Source organism: Nostoc sp. DedQUE12b, from assembly GCF_034530835.1.
Taxonomy (GTDB): domain Bacteria; phylum Cyanobacteriota; class Cyanobacteriia; order Cyanobacteriales; family Nostocaceae; genus Nostoc.
Genome location: NZ_JAVRCI010000005.1, coordinates 36,952 through 56,200, shown reverse-complemented (window position 1 = coordinate 56,200; position 19,249 = coordinate 36,952). Strand labels below are relative to the sequence as shown.

The following is a 19,249-nucleotide window of genomic DNA, read 5'->3' as shown; positions in this document are numbered from 1 at the left end:
GGAAATAAAACCATGCCACATCCCAATAGATCGTCCCCATTTCCCCAAGATAAGCAAGATGAATATCAAGGTTACAAACAGCAAGAGGAATCGGTAGAGTTTGACGAGCAGACAGAGGCAGAAAATGAAAGTCAAGATTTGTACTACGGTACAGAAAAACTACTCGATGCCTTACCTCGAATTTGGACTCGTGGTTTGTTGTATGCGCTCATCGGCTTTGCTGGTCTATTCTTGCCTTGGGCAACTCTCTCGAAAGTAGATGAAACTGGTAGCGCCAGAGGGCGTATGGAACCTAAAGGCGCAACTCAAAAATTAGACGCTCAAGCTGCTGGGAGTGTCAAAACAGTTACAGTCAAAGAAGGAGATACAGTTAGAGCCGGACAGGTTTTACTGGAACTGGATTCTGAGTTGCTACAAACGGAACTGCAACAAGTCCAGAGCAAATTGCAAGGGCTACAAAATCGGCAATCCCAACTGGAACTGCTGAAAAATCAACTTTTAATGTCAACGAGTCTTTTAGAACAACAAAATAAATCCCAAGAATTAGAAAAAATGGCTCAAGTTAACCAGGTGCAGCAAGACCTGGATGCCAAACTGAGTAGCTATAACCTGCAAAAATTAGAAAAACAATCATTAGTTAAACAAGCAGAGGAGCAAATTGCTACCAGTCGCGACGATAAAGAATCGGCTGAAGGCCGTTTGAGCATAGATTCTAAGCAAGTTGAACGCTTTAGCAAACTCGTTGACGATAAGGTAGTTGCTGCGACCCAATTTGATGAAATCAAAAAACAAGAGCAAGAAAGCAAAAGACTTTATAAAAAGTCTCTATCAGATATTAAACAAGCCGAATTGCGTTTAGCCCAAGAGCTAAATAATTATCAAGTAACTATCAAAACGTTAGAGTCTGATATTAAACAAGCAAAACTCCGATTGCAAGAAGAACAAAGTAGTTATAAAAGTGCCACGCAAGCCGGACAACTAGCTGTAATGAAAAATCAGGAGCAGCTAAAAGACATACAGGCACAAATAACAGCAACGCAATCAGAAATCGCTCAGACTAAAAGCCAGCTTGTATCTACAAGATTGCAAATTCAGCAGCGCGTGGTGCGATCGCCGATTAATGGGGTGATTTTTGAATTACCTACCACTAAACCAGGAGCAGTGGTACAAGTCGGTCAAAGGATTGCCCAAATTGCACCTACAAAAACAGACTTTGTACTTAGAGCGAATATGCCTAATCAGGATAGCGGTTTCTTGAAGGTAGGAATGCCAGTAAAAGTTAAGTTTGATGCCTATCCCTTCCAAGAGTATGGCATCGTGCAAGGAAAAGTTACTTGGATCTCACCTGACTCGAAAGTTAGCCAAACACCCCAAGGCAACATCGAAACCTATGAATTAGAAATCATCTTAGACCAGCAGTATGTCCAAAATGGCAACAAACGTATTCCATTAGGTGCTGGTCAGACAGCAAATGCTGAAGTCATCATTCGTCAACGGCGAGTAATTGACTTTGTTCTAGATCCGTTCAAGAAATTGAAAAAGGGCGGTTTGGAGATGTAGTTAAAACTATCGCACTGCAATCAGGAAATAGAACAAGGGACATTGGAGGAATAATTATGTCCCGTACCCACCTGCCCTGAGCGATTTGTACGAACCGAAGCCGAGGTAAGCCGTTCGCCTCGCGTCTCGCAGAGAAGGGATGCTTAATCCCCTTAATTATTGGAGATATCGCGTTATGCCCGACAATCTGACTATTTCTACCTCAGATATCATTCACAGTCTTAAACTCTCTTGTCAGATACCTGCTGTTGTGGAAGCGATCGCATCGCAAAGTGTTATTGCCGAAGCAGCGCAAGCGGCAGGAATTACAGTCACGCCAGAAGAACTACAGCAAGAAGGAGATAACTTAAGGTTCGCCAAGAAGCTTGTCAAAGCTAAAGACACCTGGTCATGGCTAGAAAAACACCACCTCTCTGTGGATCAGTTTGAAGAATTAGCCTACAACAACATCCTTTCGCGGAAGTTAGCGAATCATCTATTTTCCAATCAACTGGAAAAGCACTTTTACGAACATCAGCTAGATTATATCGCTGCCGTTACCTACGAAGTTGTCTTCGAGGATCGAGACTTGGCTTTAGAGCTTTTTTATGCTCTAGAAGAAGGCGAAATCAATTTTCCAGATATTGCTCGTCTATATATCTCAGAACCAGAAGCCCGTCGTGCTTATGGATACAAAGGACTCCGATACCGCAAAGATTTTCGTCCAGAAATTGCAGCCGCTGTCTTTGCTGCTGCACCACCAGAAGCTCTCAAACCGATAACTACTCCCAAGGGAGTGTATTTAATTTGGGTGGAAGAAATAATTCAACCCCAATTAGATGAACAGTTGCGCCAAAAAATCATTACAGAATCCTTTTCTGATTGGTTAAAGCAACAAATCACCACGATGAAAATAGTTACTCAAATAGACTCAGACGGTTCACAAGAGGAGTTAATAGATATGTTATTCACTAAGACTAAATAATTTAATAATTTTCAAATGTTTTTGTCGCTAAGTATCTACCCTAAGTCATGGCAGATTTCTCTAGTCTTCAAAAATGTTGCAGATACAAATTTTATTTACTTCAAAACTTAATAGTTTTTCCTTTTTAGTGTTTTGTGAATATATCTACAAAGTGCTGTATTTGCATTATTTAACAATAAAGCTAAATCGCTATAACTCCTGCTAGGCAGTAATTATTTTAATTCCTGCTTAAATTTGCCATGCATTTTTTTTATCTTTAAATAGGACTATATATAATGACTTACCAATATAAATACATTAGTTTTTTTAATCACAAATTCTTCAAAAAAGCATTGACTTTTTTGAAGAATAAAGTATATTAGATGTATAGCCAACCGAAACAAGTTGGTTAGACCAAATATTCCCAACAACAGTTACAAATTTTAGGAGAACTCAAATGATCATTTCTGATCTGAACTACTTGGAAATTACCTCTGAAGAAATTATTGGTGGTACTAAGAAGCCACCTGTCAAAAAGCCACCTGTAATCAAAAAACCATCCTTCATTAGCATTGCACAAGCAGATGCAGATGCTTCAGCAAGTGGCGGCGTTAACAACATAGCTGTAACCTTTACTAACGCTACCGTTACTCCTAACAGTGCTACTGCTACATCCTCAAGCTATGCTTCTACTGCTTCCAAGTAGTAACAAGTAGTAATAATTAAACTCTACTTACAAAAAGTATGAACTTCTGCAAGTAGAGTTACGCTCGAAAGCTTAGTATATTGATAAATGCCGAAGGCTCTTTGCTCATTTGAGCCTTCGGCTTTTACCAAAAATACATCTTTTGGTCTTAAAAAAATGTTTCTGCAATAAAATTTTACAACTTACCACATTTAATCCTCAACCCAGCTTGCAGTCTGTGTTGTTTGCCCGCCCTGAATTAAAACTCTGGGCTAATAGTCATAAGAGCAAAATTTTACCATAGCCTTAAGCTTCTCGTAGACCCCCCAAAGGTAGAGAAGAGTAAAATTTCTGTTAATTTCAGTTTAAGAAGTAACCAAGCAGACATGATATCAATCGATATCAGTTATAAGTTTCAAAAGCTTGAGTTCCTTGCAGATATTGGAACAAAAGACATTTTAAATAAAAAAGATTGTATAGATTATAGTCCATAAATAAAAGGATATAAGCTCCTGAGTTTATTTATGGCGATTGTTAATTTTGAATTTGGAGCAAAGCGACGTGACCACAATTCCTGATGCTCTCCAACTCGCAAGTCAATATCACCAAACCAAGCGCTTCACCCAAGCCGAAGAGATTTATCGTCAAATTATAGATTTAGATCCCCAGCAGTCAGAGGCATTATATGGATTAGGTCTGCTGGCGCAGCAACGGGAACAATATCAAAATGCAGAACAATTTTTTCAAGCAGCCTTGCAATTACAACCTGAAGCAGGGTCAATACATAACAGCTTGGGATTTAGTCTGCAACAACAGGGTAAGCTAGAAGAAGCGATCGCCTGTTATGAAAAAGCACTCTTAATTCTCCCTGATAGCATAGAAGTACAAATTAATATCAAAAATATTCTTCACATTCAAGGTAAGCTGTCACCAGAAGAACAAATCCACTACGCAGAGTTGAATGAGCAGTTTGCTTTAGCTAGGCAACAGGCAGGCGATTTCAAGATAGCAGAATTATATTATCGCCAAGCTATTGCATTGCAGCCAGATTTGGTATCATCTCATACTAATTTAGGAGAGGTACTCCAAAAACAAGGGCGATTGAATGATGCCATCGATTCTTACCAAGAAGCACTAAAAATTAAACCAGACTATCATTACGCCTATCACAACTTAGGGTATCTTTTCCAGGAAAAAGGAAAATTTGCAGAAGCAATAGAAGCTTATGAAAAAACTTTAAGCATTCAACCTGATTTTGCAATCACCTACAACAACTTGGGAAATATTTTCAGGGCGCAAAATAAATTTGATGCTGCCATAGAATCCTATCAAAAAGCGATTAAAATTCGACCTGATATTGATTACATATATAGCAACTTGGGAACAGCATTGAGAGATGATAACCAAATAGAAGCGGCAATCCAGGCATTTGAGCAAGCAGTCAAATTAACACCAAACTATGATCTGGCTAAATTTGGTGCTTGTATGAGCCAACTACCAGTTATCTATTCTAATGTTGATGAAATTGCATTCAGACGAAATCAGTATCAACAGTATTTGCAAGATTTAGCTAAATATTATGAATTAACTAATCAGGAAGAACGGGCCAAAGCATCTGAGGCTGTGGGAGCATTTCAACCTTTTTATTTGACATATCAAGGTTTAAATGACCGAGATTTACAGCAAATTTATGGGAAAATGATTTTCCAGATTATGTCGAGTCGGTATCCCCAAGATTGCCAGCCGCTTGTTCTGCCAAATTTAGATAAAAATCAAAAGGTTCGTATTGGTATTGTTTCTGGGTTTTTATCTAGTCATTCTAATTGGAAAATCCCGATTAAAGGTTGGGTAGAAAATATAGATCGAAGCGAGTTTGAATTATTTGGTTATTACACCGGAGACAAAACAGATTATTCAACAATAAGTGCCACCAAGGCTTTTGATAAATTTGTCCAAGGTGTTCGCTCAACTGAACAATGGTGTGAGGTAATCACAAAAGATAAATTACATATTCTGATATTCCCAGAATTTGGGATGGACCCAATGACGCTCAAACTGGGTTGTCTGAGATTAGCACCAATTCAAATGACATCTTGGGGACACCCTGAGACTAGTGGACTCCCGACAATTGACTATTACTTGAGCAGTGACTTAATGGAACCAGAAAATGCTCAAGAACATTATACAGAAAAATTAGTTAGATTACCTAATCTATCTATTCATTACATCCCTTTAGCAATTCCACCCGAAGAAATTAAGAAATCAGATATAGGTTTAAAAGACGATGATATTTTCTTCTGGTGTTGTCAGTCGTTATATAAATATTTGCCCAATCATGATGATGTTTTCCCCTCTATTGCTAAAGAGTTAAGTAATTCTAAGTTTGTGTTTATTAAAAGCAAAAGTGAAGAAATAACAGAAAGATTTCGCCAGCGCTTAAATCATGCTTTTGCAGCATTAGGATTAGATTATCAAAATCACTGCTTGTTTTTGTCTTTCCTCCATGACAGGAAGTTTGCTGGAACTACAGCTTTAGCAGATGTCTTCTTAGATAGTATTGGTTGGTCTGGATGTAACTCCACGCTCGAATCTATTGCTCATAATATTCCGGTTGTAACTTTACCAGGAGAACTGATGCGATCGCGGCATTCTCTGGCAATTTTGCAGATGATGGGTATACAAGAGACGATCGCTTCAAATAAATCAGAATACGTCCAAATTGCCATCCGTCTAGGGAAAGATGCTCAATATCGGCAATATATTTCCCAGCAAGTTGCAGAAAATAAACATAAATTATATGGCGATTTAAAGCCAGTCAGAGCGCTGGAAGATTTTATTTTGCAACTGGTTAATAAACCAAGACAATTTAACGCCGAAGAAGTTGCTGAACTCTATCAACTTGCACTTCAAGATCATCGAGCTAATCGCCTAGATACAGCCGAACAGCTATATCGTCAGGTGATAGAAAAACAACCAGACTATTCAGAAGCATTATACGGTTTAGGGATGCTGGCACAGCAGAAAGGTGAGTTGCAGGAAGCCGAGAAGCATTTGAGTGCAGCTTCGCAAGTTCAGCCTAACTCGGTGAAAATTTGGTTTAGTTTAGGCAATTTGCTGCAAGGCCAAGGACAGTTACCAGAAGCTGAAGCCGCTTACCGAAAAGCGATTGCGTTGCGACCAGATGCAGGGACAATATACAACAATTTGGGCTATACCTTGCAACAACAAGATAAGTGGGAGGATGCGATCGCATCTTATCAAAAAGCTCTGGAATTTCAACCCAACTGTATAGAAGCAGAAATCAATTTAGCGAATGCGCTGTTTGCTCAAGGTCAGCTTTCACCAGAGAAACAAGCCTATTATGCAGAATTGAATTATCAGATGGGCTTTGCCCACCAAGAAGCAGCTGATTGGCAAACTGCTGTTGTTTACTATCGAACTGCGATCGCAATACAGCCTGATTTGGTAGAAGCCCATTATAACTTGGGGGTGGTACTGCAAGCACAAGGAAAGCTAGAAGAAGCGATTGCTTGCTATCAAAAAGCTTTGGAGTTCAATCCCCAACACGAGGAAGCCAACATCAAATTAGGAGAGATTTACCAAACTCAGCAACAAAAAGTTACACAAGTTGACTCACTAAAAGTTTCAAGCTAAACGGGTTATTTGATGCGATCGTCAGTTTTCATCAATCTAAACTTCAACTTTCAAATTAAGGGGGTAAAATTTATGTTATTAACAATTTTCGAGAAAGTTAAAGAGTTCATAATCAGACTAGTCAAAGACGAAGCTTTTTACACTCAATTGATGAGTGATAAGATTGAGGAAGTGGTAAAAGTCATGGAAGAAAGTGGCTATAATTTTTCTAAAGAAGAATTTGAAACAGCCTCCATTAAAATCTTGGAATTAAAAGAACTAGGTCAGTTTGATGACCTCAGTGAAGAAGAATTAGTGGGAGCATTTGGCGGGCTTACAATAAGCATCAATCCACCAGTCATTAAGCCACCATTAATCACTCAGCCAAAATTACGTGATGTTGTACTTTCACCTCCTGAAAACTTTGGAAAACCACCAATTAAACCAATTAAATTCATTCCTAGACCACTTCCAAAGCCATGGCCGCTTCCTTGTCAAGCAATAGACCCACCTGTACAAGCGATATATGGAGTAGTTGTTAGTTCAACAGAAGTACAATAACCCGATAAAACGACGAAAAAATAGAATGCGTTAGTTTATTTTGAGGGTTGAGATTGAGAGTTAACCTATGACATATCACCGCAAAAGCTACGCAGTTTGGGAAATTACCTTAAAGTGCAATCTAGCTTGTAGTCACTGTGGTTCCCGTGCAGGACATCAGCGCGCCAACGAACTTTCCCCAGAAGAAGCTTTGAATCTCGTCAAGCAGATGGCAGAAGTTGGAATTAAAGAAGTTACTCTCATTGGAGGTGAAGCTTTTCTACGTCCAGACTGGCTGGAAATTGCCAAAGCTATCAACGAGGCGGGAATGTTATGTGGTATGACTACGGGGGGCTATGGCATTTCGTTAGAAACTGCCCACAAAATGAAAGAAGCGGGAATTCGTACCGTCTCTGTTTCTATTGATGGCTTGGAAGCAACTCATGACCGCCTGCGGGGAAAGAAAGGCTCTTGGAAATATGCATTTAAGACCATGAGTCATCTGCGAGAAGTAGGTATTTATTTTGGTTGCAACACCCAAATTAACCGCCTGTCAGCACCAGAGTTTCCGTGCATCTATGAGTGTATTCGTGATGTCGGTGCCCGTGCTTGGCAAGTTCAGCTAACTGTCCCAATGGGGAATGCAGCCGATAACGCAGATATCCTCCTCCAACCCCATGAACTGTTAGATATTTACCCCATGCTTGCCCGTGTAGCGCGTCGTGCTTATCAAGAAGGTGTGCAACTTCAGGCGGGAAATAACATTGGTTACTACGGCCCTTATGAACGACTGTTGCGGGGACGGGGAAAGGAGGATGACTTCTCATTTTGGCAAGGTTGCGGTGCAGGACTTTCCACTTTGGGAATTGAAGCTGACGGAGCGATTAAAGGTTGTCCCTCACTGCCGACTACTGCCTATACAGGTGGTAATATTCGAGAACATACCTTGCATGATATTATCGAAGGTGCAGAAGAACTACGCTTCAATCTAGGAGCAGGAACACCTGAAGGCACAAAACACCTATGGGGTTTCTGTAAAACCTGCGAATATGCTGAACTTTGTCGTGGGGGTTGCAGTTGGACAGCCCATGTTTTCTTTAATAAAAGAGGTAATAATCCTTACTGTCATCATCGCGCTCTTGTTCATGCCAAACAAGGTATGAGAGAGCGTGTAGTTCCCAAAGTAAAGGCGCAAGGATTGCCATTTGATAATGGCGAATTTGAGCTAATTGTCGAGCCTACAAATACTTTATTGCCAGCAAACGACCGATTACACTTTACTGCTGACAGCATTCATTGGTCGGAAAGTTGGCAACAAGAACCCGAATTTTATTACTCTTTAGTGAGATAATAAATCATGGCAGAAAATTCCGAAATTAACACAATTTCAGAGGAAAAAACTGACCTTGAGCCATCACCATCTCAAGAATTAGAGAAAATCCCACTACTTCCACGTTCCGCTTGGAATAGTCAACTAAGCTATTTCAAAGCGCTGTTAAAAGCAAAGCAAATCCTGGATAAAAGCTGACAAGTTCATTAGGGATATCGAGAGATTCAGCTCGTAAATTAGGAGAGAATTACTCCCCGAATGTTTACGAGCCAATTTGTTAACTAACAAAATCAACACAGGTTTTTTATGGTATCAAGAATAAGTCTAAGACTGACACCTCAAAAGTTACTTTCTTTCAATGGTAGAACTAATCTCAATAATAGGCCTGATCCCAAGCCCGATCCTAGTCCTAATTTTGTTACCGCTGAAGGGGATGCTACTTTTTCTAACTATAGTGAAAGTGCTGCAAGCATTTTAACTGCTACCCAGGCAGATACATTAGTTAAAGGTGGCATAACTGCTGCAATTGCTGAGGCTCAAGCAAGTTTTGATCCAACTTTTTCATCACTTTTCACTCAGGCTGCTGTAGTTGGATTAAGTGGTCAATTTGAAGGTGCTTCTAACAGCGAAGCAAAGGTACTTGCTAGTTTTGCGGTTGGTCGTAATGAAAGCTTCTCTTTTGATTTTTCAGCAGATTTAAAATTGGCAGCTAAAGAAATTGAAAATTCTGACGTTGAATATAACAAGGCTCAGTCTACAACCACTTTTTTGGTATTAGATACTACAAATCCTAACAGGGCCAGAGTTTTAGATTATTTTGGTATCCAGGGTAAACTAATCTCCTCTGATAAAATCGGGGATCTAACCTTTGGTCGTAGTAGCAATGTTAAGATTGACGATCGCGATAAAAGCTCCGATGTTGATGGCAACAATGGTAGTGAGTTTCTCAATGGTAGTGCTGTTGGGACTTATGAACGGAATTTTAAGCGTAATACTAACCTAACTATAGTCAAAATTAATACTACTTCTGTTGAATTGGCAGGAGATACTTTAATCGGCAACCTGGGTACAGATGTTATCTATGGCACGATTCGGAAGGATAATCTGACGGGAACCACTAGGGCAGACAAACTTTATGCCAGCTTGGGGGATGATAAGCTATCTGGAAACAGAGGTAATGATGACCTCGACGCCGGTCAAGGTAATGATTCGCTAAATGGTGATGATGGCAATGATACACTTTATGGCGGTAAAGGCAATGATACACTCTATGGTGGTAGTGGTAATGATGTCTTAGTTGGTGGCGAAGGTAATGACACATTTACTTTCAAACGTACCGATACCTTACTTAAAAAAGAATTGGATGTCATTCAAGATTTCCAGGTTGGTGTTGATAAGCTTGTATTAGATGGCTGGGGAAGTCGAGGTAACATCACAGATACCAGCGATGGCGCTCTTCTCACCTTAAATTCTTTGTCTCTCGGTACTTCTTTGTCTCTCGGTAATTCTTTGTCTATCGGTAATAATCCTCAACAAAGCATACTATTTTCAAACGTGAGTGCAAGTGATATCAGCTCGGTAATATAATTTGCTTCAAGCTAATTCAATACGGTTCGGTTAAAGGGTAAAGGGGAAAGGGGAAAGGTTTTGAATACATCCTTTCCCCTTTACCCGCAAACCCATTCCCCAGATCATAAGGAAAGTGAAAAATGCTTATCCGAACCGTATTGCAAGCTAATTGCTCGTTTCATTCACTAACAAACTCTGATTTACAAGCATCTTAGTCAAAGCAATCGGGCGAGTAAAAAATCTGATTGCACAATAAAATGTCAATACCTTTTCTGGGAGAGGTTTTGCCAACAGCAACCCCTATGGTGTACGCACTGAAATTACTTTATTTGGTAATTTTTGATTACTAACTTAAGGCTTATTTCTCGCCCATACTGTTGACAAAACTTCTCTCTTATCTTATTAAAATAGTCTTGCTTTCTTAACAGGTAAAAACAAGTAAAATATTTATTGATAGTTATCATCTATCTTCTGAAGCTATACTAATCTATAACAATCTAATATCAACCTAAATATAGTTATAGTTATAGATACTACATAGGTATGAATACTACAAATATTTCAGAATCTAAAGCTAAATCTCTTATTCAAATTGCGGTACAAAAGCATCAGTCAGGTGGCAAGAATGAAGCTGAATGTCTAGACCAAACAGAAGTAGCTGAAATCCTCGAACTAGCAGTTCAACAGCAACGAGAGAATAGTTTATTGGAGGCGGAACAGCTATATAGTCAAGTTCTGGAAAAACAACCTAATAACCCTGAAGCTTTATATGGTTTAGGGATGTTGGCGCAGCAGATGGGGCAACTCCAAACTGCTGAACAGTGGCTAAGTGCGGCTTCACAAGTTCAACCAAATTCTGTTAAAACTTGGTTCAGTTTAGGTAATTTATATTTAGTTCAAGAACAGTTTTCCCAAGCAGAGAAAGCTTATCGGCAAGCTTTAGTTTTATTACCTAATTCGCTACCAATTTATAACAACTTGGGCTATACTCTGCAACAACAAGGATTATTTGAAGAAGCAATTAACTATTATCAAAAAGCTCTAGAGTTAAAGCCAGACTTTATAGAAGCAGAGACTAATTTGGGCAATGCGTTACACGCTCAAGGTAAGCTTTCCAGCAATCAACAAATCTACTATGCACAATTAAATAATAAATTGGGTGTTGCCCGCAAAAAAGCAGGGGATTTGAAAAATGCTATTACTTGTTACAAGCAAGCGATCGCACTACAGCCAAATTTATTAGAAGCTCATTATAACTTGGCTTTGGCACTGCAAGAACAAGGGGAATTAGAAGAGGCGATCGCATCCTATGAAAAACTCTTGGAACTTCATCCCAACGATGGACAAATATACCTCAATTTAGGCAAAATTTACCAACAACTCAATCAATATCAGAAAGCTGTTTTTGTTTATCGACAAGGGTTAAAGTTAATTAATCCCCACTATGCCAAAGCATTAGCTGTTAGTGAGGATACTAAAACTTCTCAACAAGTGCCAGTCACACCCTCAATTCCCCAAGGGGAGGTGATTGTAGGGGAATACAGCTTTCCGACTATTCCAACCGTAGCAAATACAGGTAAGCGTCCTTTTTGGAGTGTGGTGGTAACTGTATATAACCGCATAGATTATCTACTCGAATGCCTTGTCAGTGTATTGACCCAATGGCAAGGAGAAGAGCAGATGGAAATCATCGTCATGGACGATGCTAGTACAACGCCAGTATTTGAAGTGGTGAATAGTATTGGACAAGGAATAATCAACTACTATCGCAATCCACAAAATCTCGGTCTGCCAGGAAATTGGAATGCCGGAGTTGCTCTTACTCGCGGTCATTGGATTCATTTACTGCACGACGATGATTATATTCTCCCAGGTTTTTATTCCCGCCTAGAAGAAAGTCTAGAAGGGTGTTCAGATTCTGTAGGAGCCGCTTTTACAGGTTATGAAAATATTAACGAGAAAGGGGAAGTAATTTTCAGCCAACAAGTCTATGGAGAGCAGCGAGGAATTGCCCAAAATTGGCTGCAAATTATTGGAGTTAGTAACTTATTGAATATGCCTGCGGTAGTGATTCGTCGAGAAGCGCACGAACAATTGGGCGTATATCATCCTGAACTGACCTATACAAGCGATTGGGAAGTTTATAAACGCATTGCCTCTGTTTACGATTGGTGGTATGAACCAGAAATTTTAGCTCGTTACCGCCAACACGCTAACAATGTCACCAGCGAACTGTTACTCTCTGGGAAACAGATGATATCCATCCGCCGTGCAATTGAAATTTCCAAGAGTTATTTTCCCACTGAATACTCGGCACAGATTACTGCCCAATCTCGGAGTCATTATTTTCTTTATTGTCTAGAATCAGCCATAATTCCCCTACAGGCTGGTAATCTAGCTGGAGTTTGGCAAGGGTTAGAAGAGGCTTTAAAAATAGATCGTAGCCCTGAAGCAGTCGCAAACTTATTCCGGTGGTTAACACAAGAAGAAGCAGCTCCTCTGCGTGATGAAATTGCCTCAAAATTGATCTCACTTCCTTTATAAAGACTTGTTTAGGAAAAAGCAAAATTTTCTAGTTTTGGACTAAAAACTATGTCAATTAGTCAGGTTGAGCATCCTACCATAAATACTTTATCTTTTGAGCCACAAAATCGAAAAGATGGGATCAGCGGTTTGATGCGAGTTCGTAATGAAGAGGAATTTTTGGCAGCAACGATAGAATCTTGGATTGATTATATAGATGAATTGGTAATTGTATTTCATCAGTGTACGGACAACACTCCCCAAATAATAGAGACCTTTGCACAAAAATATCCTCAGAAAATACGGGCTTTTCATTACTTACCCCACGTCTATTCATTTTGTACAAAAGAACAAGTTGAGTTGGATGTAAACAACATTCATTCTTTCGTTTTTTATTCTAATTTTGGTCTCAGTCAAACGCGGTATAAAATTTGCGTTTATATCGACGGGGATTGCGTAGGTATTCCTGAACGCTTAAAAATTATTTATAATTATTTGAAGCAAAATCATCTGCAAAATACGGCCTTATTTTTTTCTGGAGTAAATTTATATCAACGTCCAGACGATCCCAACTACTACACAAATTTAAAATGTCTTGCTTCTGGTGATGGAGATGTGGCATATTGGACAGTTTCACCACAAAATATTTTCGATAAAAATGCAAAAATTCCATTCTGTGAAGCGATTCAATTTAAAGGAATTACACCTTATTATTTAGGCTTTATTTTCTGGCACACACATTGGTTAAAAAAGAACGCATTTTCGAGAAATGGCGGCAGAGAATTAGATGGCGACCTTTTAGAAAAACTGAACGATATTGAGATAAAAAATAGAGATAAAGAATTAGTTTTATTATCTCAAAAATTTAAACAAGAAAATAAAAATTTTCAAAATATTCCTTACCAAAAGTTTCTCTTGTATTTTGATTTCGCTTCTCTGCCTAATATTATATCTCTAGAGTCAAAGCTAGTAGCAACACATAATAACTTGGGTTATACCTTGGAACAACAAGGTAAGTTTGACGAAGCAGTTACTTGCTATCAAAAAGCTTTAGAACTTCAGCCCAACTGCGCTGAAGCAGAAATCAACTTAGGCAACGCCCTCAATGCGCAAGGTAAACTATCAAAAGATCAACAAGCGCACTACGCAGATTTAAATCAAAAATTGGGACTTTCCCGCATGATCGCAGGGAATTCCAAAGAAGCAATTAATTACTATCGTCAAGCGATCGCTCTTGACCCAAATTTGCTAAAGGCATATTATAGCTTAAGTAACATCCTGCAAGAAGTCGGTCAGTGGGAAGAAGCGATCGCCTCATATCGCCAAGCCCTAAAACTCAATCCCTTAAACTGGAAAATCTACATTCGTTTGAGTCAGGTTTACCAAACTCAAAACAAGAGAGCAGAGGCGATTTCTGTGTATCGTCAGGCATTAACTTTACTCAATCCTCACTACGCCAAAGCGGTGTCTGCTTACTTTGATGCTGCCATCACTCCAGAAATACTCGTTACTCCCCCCATTCCTCAAGGTGAGGTTACTGTTGGCGACTATCAGTTTCCAATGATTCCACCTGTAACAGACCCAGAAAAACCTCGACCATTTTGGACTGTGGTGATTCCGGTATATAACCGCACCGATTATCTTCTTGAATGTCTGGCTAGCGTCTTGGTGCAATGGACTGGGCCAGAACAGATGGAAATTCTAGTAATGGATAATGCCAGTACAACACCGTTGTTCGATCTAGTAAATAGTATTGGGGGAGGAATAATCCGCTACTACCGCAATCAGCAAAATATTGGAGTATTACCAAATCAAAATGCAGGCATTTCCCTCAGTCGCGGTCAGTGGATTCATATCCTGCATGATGATGATAGTGTGGTTCCAGGTTTTTATGACCGACTCCAGCAAAGTCTTCAGGGGTGTCCAGATTCCGTAGGAGGCGCTTTTGCAAATTTTGAATATTTCAATGAAAAAGGAACAGTAATTGAAAAAGGGGAAGTGATTTCCTGGTTTGGAAACCAGAAAGGTATCTGTGGGAATTTTTTGCAGCAGATTGGTGTCACATGTCCGTTACAAATGCCTGCGGTTGTCATTCGTCGCCTGACTTATGAAAAAATAGGAGGTTATTATCCAAAGTTAGTTTGCACTCCTGAATGGGAACTTTATAAACGCATTACTGTTTCTTATGATTGGTGGTACGAACCAGAAAGTTTGGCTCGTTATCGTATACATTCCCACAGACAGACAGGTGATGACTTATCATCCGGTATTTTAGCGACATCCATCCGTCAGTGTATAGAAATTTCTGAGAGTTATCTTCCTGCTGAACATCGCACAGATATTACAAGCCAAGCTCGTACTCATAATTTCAATTATTGTTTGACACGTGCAGCGATTCCTCTGAACAGTGGTAATGTTATGGGAGCTTTACGTATGCTCCAAGAAATTCTCAAACTTGACAGTTCCCCGCAAGCAGTAGCAAAGTTATTCGTTTGGTTGACTCAAGATGAAGCTGCTCCCCTACGAGAAGAAATCATTGCTAAGTTCCTACCAGTGCCTGTAAATAATCATACCCAAAACAATATTCCTACTGAATTAAAACCCTCACAAATTGCGATCGCGCCATAGGATATGAAAATACTTGTAACTGGAACTGAAGGTTATATCGGCTCATTATTAGCTCCCCTCTTGATCCAACAAGGTCATGAAGTTATTGGTTTAGATACTGGCTTTTATAAAGTAGGTTGGCTATATAACGGCACCAAGGTAACTGCCAAAACCCTCAATAAAGATATCCGCCACATTACAACAGAAGACCTGCAAGGTGTGGAAGCAGTAGTTCACATGGCAGAACTCTCTAACGACCCTTTAGGTCAGTTAGCCCCTGATATCACTTACGATATCAACCACAAAGGCTCAGTACATATAGCGAAACTGGCGAAAGCAGCCCGAATCCAACGCTTCGTCTATACTTCATCATGCAGTGTCTATGGTTTTGCCACTGAAGACTACGTTACCGAAGAGTCTACCATCAATCCCCAAACAGCTTATGCCAAATGCAAAGCACTTGTCGAACAGGATGTGAAACTCCTTGCTGATGATGGCTTTTCTCCCACCTTTCTCCGAAATGCCACAGCCTATGGTGCTTCTCCAAGAATGCGCTTTGATATTGTCTTAAACAATCTAGCAGGTTGGGCATGGACAATTAAAGAAATCAAGATGAACAGCGACGGTACACCTTGGCGTCCCCTAGTACATCTATTAGATATCTGCAAAGCAATTATCTGTACCTTAGAAGCTCCGCGTGATGTAATTCACAACCAAATTTTCAATGTCGGTGATACAAATAGCAACTATCAAGTCAAACAAATTGCTCAAATAGTTGCAGATGTTTTTAAAGATTGTCAATTGAGCTTTGGTAAACACGATCCTGACAACCGCAGCTATCGGGTTTTATTTAATAAAATTAACCAAAATTTACCAGGATTCAAATGTGAATGGGATGCCCAGCGCGGTGCCCAACAACTATATAATGTCTTCCAGCAAATTGATATGGATAGAGTAACATTTGAGTCGAGAGGTTTTACTCGCCTGAAACAATTGGAATACCTCATACGCACTCAGCAAATAAATCAAGATTTCTTCTGGCAGACTGTTTAAAAATTCCATATAAAGTTATGAGTTTACTAAAATCAACAAATAATCAACTAATAACTGGTAACTGTCTATTTTGTGGAACAGGGTTACAGCATACCTTTGTAGATTTAGGTATGTCTCCTCCCTGCGAAAGTTATCGCAGTCTGAAACAACTCAATGAAGTAGAGCCATTTTATCCTCTACATGTCTATGTTTGTGAAAAATGTTTTTTAGTTCAACTCCAAGAATACATTAGCCCAGAAAATATTTTTAGCGACTACGCTTATTTCTCTTCCTACTCTGATAGCTGGTTGCAACACGCCAAAAAATATGTTGATTTGGTAGTAGAACGTTTCCAATTAAACCAGGAAAGTCAGGTAATAGAAATTGCTAGTAATGATGGCTACTTGCTGCAATACTTCGTTGCCAAAAGCATCTCGGCACTGGGAATAGAGCCAGCAGCAAATGTTGCTGAGGTAGCAATTAAAAAAGGTATTCCTACAATTGTCAAATTTTTTGGACAGAAAACAGCGCAAGAACAGGTTGCTCAGGGTAAACAGGCAGATTTATTACTAGGGAATAATGTCCTTGCTCACACCCCATATCTGAATGATTTTGTCAAGGGAATGAAAATTATCCTCAAACCGCATGGTGTAATTACTATGGAATTTCCCCACTTGATGCGGTTAATTGAGGAAAATCAGTTTGATACTATTTACCATGAGCATTTCTCTTATTTTTCCTTTCTTACCGTAGACAAGATTTTTGCTGCTCACGGGTTGACAGTTTTTGATGTAGAAGAATTAACTACTCATGGTGGTTCTTTGAGAATTTATGCGCGCCACAGTGAAGACTCTTCTAAACCCGTTACTCAGCAAGTATCAGAACTGAAAAATAGAGAAGAAGCAGCTGGTTTTACGCAATTAGAATACTATTTTTCCTTTGGAGAACAAGTTAAAGAAACTAAACGCAACTTATTAGATTTTTTGATCAAAGTTAAGCGAGAAGGAAAATCGATTGTTGGTTACGGTGCTCCAGGTAAGGGAAATACTCTCTTAAACTATTGCGGTATCCGCACAGATTTTCTTGACTATACAGTAGACCGTAACCCTTATAAACAGGGTCAATTTTTACCAGGAACTCATATTCCGATTTTTCATCCAGACAAAATTGCCGAAACAAAACCTGACTATATACTAATATTACCCTGGAATCTGAAAAATGAAATTATGATACAAATGGCTTACATTCGGGATTGGGGAGGCCAATTTGTTGTACCCATTCCTGAAGTTAATGTCTACTCTTAAGTATTTAGTATTTTTGATTGTCAAAAAATCGTTAAAAAGGGGTAAGTGACATGAAAGTAGTTTTATTTTGCGGTGGTTTAGGAGCCAGAATGAGAGAATACTCAGAAAGTATTCCTAAGCCAATGGTGAATATTGGTTATCGACCAATATTATGGCATGTAATGAAATACTATGCTCACTATGGACACAAAGATTTTATCTTATGTCTTGGTTACAAGTCTGACCTAATTAAAAGCTATTTTTTGAATTACAATGAATGGCTTTCTAATAACTTTAGCCTTTCTAACGGTAGCCAAATTCAGTTGTTTAATCGAGATATCCAAGACTGGAATATTACATTTGTAGATACAGGGTTAACTGCCAACATTGGCCAAAGATTCAAAGCAGTAGAAAAGTATCTAGAAGGAGAAGAAGTATTTTTAGCTAATTATAGTGATGGTTTGACAGATTTACATTTACCAACGTATATCAATAATTTCTATCAGCGGGATAAAATTGGTAGTTTTTTATGTGTCAGACCTAGCCAAACTTTTCACTTAGTTGACATGCAAGAGGATGGTTTGGTCAAAAATATCCAAGATGTAAAGCAATGTGATATTTGGATTAATGGAGGATATTTTATCTTTAAAAAAGAGATTTTTAACTATATAAATTATGGTGAAGAACTGGTCATGGAGCCTTTTCAAAGATTGATTGCTAGAGAAGAACTTTTTGCATATAAATACACTGGCTTTTTCGGAGTAATGGATACGTTTAAAGAAAAACAACAGTTGGATGATATGTATGCTCAAGGCCAAAGACCTTGGGAAGTGTGGGGAGATGAACAAGTACAAGTCAACCATGTATGATCCAACTTAGTTTGAATAAGATAGAGGAATCTGAGTACAAAATTCTTTGTCTAGGTTCTCATTGTGATGATATTGAGATAGGTTGTGGAGGCACAATCTTAAAGCTGATAGAGAATTACCAAGATGTTGTTATCTATTGGGTTGTCTTTAGTTCCAATGAGCAAAGAGCAGAGGAAGCAACCACAAGTGCTAATCTCTTTTTAAAAGAAATTCCGGTCAAGAAAATTATCATTAAAAATTTTCGAGATGGCTTTCTACCTTTTCAGGGAATAGAGGTGAAGGAATGTTTTGAGCAGTTAAAGCAAGAATTTTCACCAGATATAATCTTTACTCATCACCGAGACGATCGCCACCAAGATCACCGCTTAATTTCTGAGTTAACTTGGAATACATTTAGAAATCATTTAATTTTGGAATATGAAATACCCAAATATGATGGTGATTTGGGTATTCCTAATTTCTTTGTTCATTTAAATGAAACACTCTGCCGCCGAAAAATTCAATATATTTTGGATGCGTTCCCTACCCAGAGTAATAAGCAGTGGTTTACAGAAGAGACTTTCCGTTCCATTCTCAGAATTCGCGGGATTGAATCAAACTCACCCGGGAAATATGCGGAAGCCTTTTATTGTCGAAAAATGTTTTTCTAAAAGATTAGAATTTTAATTTTTTCTC

General features: G+C 38.9%; 14 protein-coding genes. All 14 read left to right on the top strand.

The window, feature by feature from the left end:
• Window positions 1-12: 12 nt before the first annotated feature.
• The 14 genes from RMY16_RS04090 (at window position 13) to RMY16_RS04025 (ending at window position 19,224) form a co-directional block, all read left to right on the top strand.
• The gene (locus tag RMY16_RS04090; protein ID WP_322735291.1) at window positions 13-1,560 is read left to right on the top strand and encodes an HlyD family efflux transporter periplasmic adaptor subunit; all 1,548 of its coding nucleotides are present in this window, start codon (window positions 13-15) and stop codon (window positions 1,558-1,560) included.
• Window positions 1,561-1,735: 175 nt separating this feature from the next.
• Complete coding sequence (locus tag RMY16_RS04085) at window positions 1,736-2,524, top strand: peptidylprolyl isomerase (RefSeq protein ID WP_322735290.1); 789 nt, start codon at window positions 1,736-1,738, stop codon at window positions 2,522-2,524.
• Window positions 2,525-2,960: 436 nt separating this feature from the next.
• Entirely contained in the window at window positions 2,961-3,209 is a 249-nt protein-coding gene (locus RMY16_RS04080; RefSeq protein WP_322735289.1) for a hypothetical protein, read from the top strand.
• A 540-nt stretch (window positions 3,210-3,749) separates the two neighbouring features.
• Entirely contained in the window at window positions 3,750-6,842 is a 3,093-nt protein-coding gene (locus RMY16_RS04075) for a tetratricopeptide repeat protein (RefSeq protein ID WP_322735288.1), read from the top strand.
• 72 nt (window positions 6,843-6,914) lie between these two features.
• Complete coding sequence (locus RMY16_RS04070) at window positions 6,915-7,382, top strand: Nif11-like leader peptide family RiPP precursor (protein WP_322735287.1); 468 nt, start codon at window positions 6,915-6,917, stop codon at window positions 7,380-7,382.
• A gap of 67 nt (window positions 7,383-7,449) precedes the next feature.
• Window positions 7,450-8,712, top strand: coding sequence for a nif11-class peptide radical SAM maturase 3 (locus tag RMY16_RS04065; protein ID WP_322735286.1), 1,263 nt, complete (start codon window positions 7,450-7,452; stop codon window positions 8,710-8,712).
• A gap of 6 nt (window positions 8,713-8,718) precedes the next feature.
• Entirely contained in the window at window positions 8,719-8,889 is a 171-nt protein-coding gene (locus tag RMY16_RS04060; protein ID WP_322735285.1) for a hypothetical protein, read from the top strand.
• A gap of 108 nt (window positions 8,890-8,997) precedes the next feature.
• Window positions 8,998-10,278: a calcium-binding protein gene (locus RMY16_RS04055; RefSeq protein ID WP_322735284.1), complete on the top strand. Its 1,281-nt coding sequence runs from the start codon at window positions 8,998-9,000 to the stop codon at window positions 10,276-10,278.
• Window positions 10,279-10,803: 525 nt separating this feature from the next.
• Window positions 10,804-12,804, top strand: coding sequence for a tetratricopeptide repeat protein (locus RMY16_RS04050; protein WP_322735283.1), 2,001 nt, complete (start codon window positions 10,804-10,806; stop codon window positions 12,802-12,804).
• A gap of 48 nt (window positions 12,805-12,852) precedes the next feature.
• Window positions 12,853-15,411 (top strand): glycosyltransferase, encoded by a 2,559-nt coding sequence (locus RMY16_RS04045; protein ID WP_322735282.1) that lies wholly within the window; start codon window positions 12,853-12,855, stop codon window positions 15,409-15,411.
• Window positions 15,412-15,414: 3 nt separating this feature from the next.
• A complete protein-coding gene (locus RMY16_RS04040) occupies window positions 15,415-16,443 on the top strand; it encodes an SDR family oxidoreductase (RefSeq protein ID WP_322735281.1) in 1,029 nt (342 codons plus the stop codon).
• 17 nt (window positions 16,444-16,460) lie between these two features.
• Complete coding sequence (locus RMY16_RS04035) at window positions 16,461-17,726, top strand: class I SAM-dependent methyltransferase (RefSeq protein WP_322735280.1); 1,266 nt, start codon at window positions 16,461-16,463, stop codon at window positions 17,724-17,726.
• Window positions 17,727-17,776: 50 nt separating this feature from the next.
• Window positions 17,777-18,574, top strand: a complete 798-nt coding sequence (locus RMY16_RS04030; protein WP_322735279.1) for a sugar phosphate nucleotidyltransferase — start codon at window positions 17,777-17,779, stop codon at window positions 18,572-18,574.
• The gene (locus tag RMY16_RS04025) at window positions 18,571-19,224 is read left to right on the top strand and encodes a PIG-L deacetylase family protein (protein WP_322735278.1); all 654 of its coding nucleotides are present in this window, start codon (window positions 18,571-18,573) and stop codon (window positions 19,222-19,224) included. The genes RMY16_RS04030 and RMY16_RS04025 overlap by 4 nt, the downstream gene beginning before the upstream one ends.
• The last annotated feature ends 25 nt before the right edge of the window (window positions 19,225-19,249 follow it).

Bases quoted from the DNA above. Each gene is read 5' to 3' on its own strand.
- RMY16_RS04060 (WP_322735285.1), top strand. From the start codon at position 8,719: ATGGCAGAAAATTCCGAAATTAACACAATTTCAGAGGAAAAAACTGAC.
- RMY16_RS04065 (WP_322735286.1), top strand. From the start codon at position 7,450: ATGACATATCACCGCAAAAGCTACGCAGTTTGGGAAATTACCTTAAAG.
- RMY16_RS04035 (WP_322735280.1), top strand. From the start codon at position 16,461: ATGAGTTTACTAAAATCAACAAATAATCAACTAATAACTGGTAACTGT.
- RMY16_RS04070 (WP_322735287.1), top strand. From the start codon at position 6,915: ATGTTATTAACAATTTTCGAGAAAGTTAAAGAGTTCATAATCAGACTA.
- RMY16_RS04025 (WP_322735278.1), top strand. From the start codon at position 18,571: ATGATCCAACTTAGTTTGAATAAGATAGAGGAATCTGAGTACAAAATT.
- RMY16_RS04030 (WP_322735279.1), top strand. From the start codon at position 17,777: ATGAAAGTAGTTTTATTTTGCGGTGGTTTAGGAGCCAGAATGAGAGAA.
- RMY16_RS04090 (WP_322735291.1), top strand. From the start codon at position 13: ATGCCACATCCCAATAGATCGTCCCCATTTCCCCAAGATAAGCAAGAT.
- RMY16_RS04040 (WP_322735281.1), top strand. From the start codon at position 15,415: ATGAAAATACTTGTAACTGGAACTGAAGGTTATATCGGCTCATTATTA.
- RMY16_RS04085 (WP_322735290.1), top strand. From the start codon at position 1,736: ATGCCCGACAATCTGACTATTTCTACCTCAGATATCATTCACAGTCTT.
- RMY16_RS04055 (WP_322735284.1), top strand. From the start codon at position 8,998: ATGGTATCAAGAATAAGTCTAAGACTGACACCTCAAAAGTTACTTTCT.
- RMY16_RS04050 (WP_322735283.1), top strand. From the start codon at position 10,804: ATGAATACTACAAATATTTCAGAATCTAAAGCTAAATCTCTTATTCAA.
- RMY16_RS04045 (WP_322735282.1), top strand. From the start codon at position 12,853: ATGTCAATTAGTCAGGTTGAGCATCCTACCATAAATACTTTATCTTTT.
- RMY16_RS04080 (WP_322735289.1), top strand. From the start codon at position 2,961: ATGATCATTTCTGATCTGAACTACTTGGAAATTACCTCTGAAGAAATT.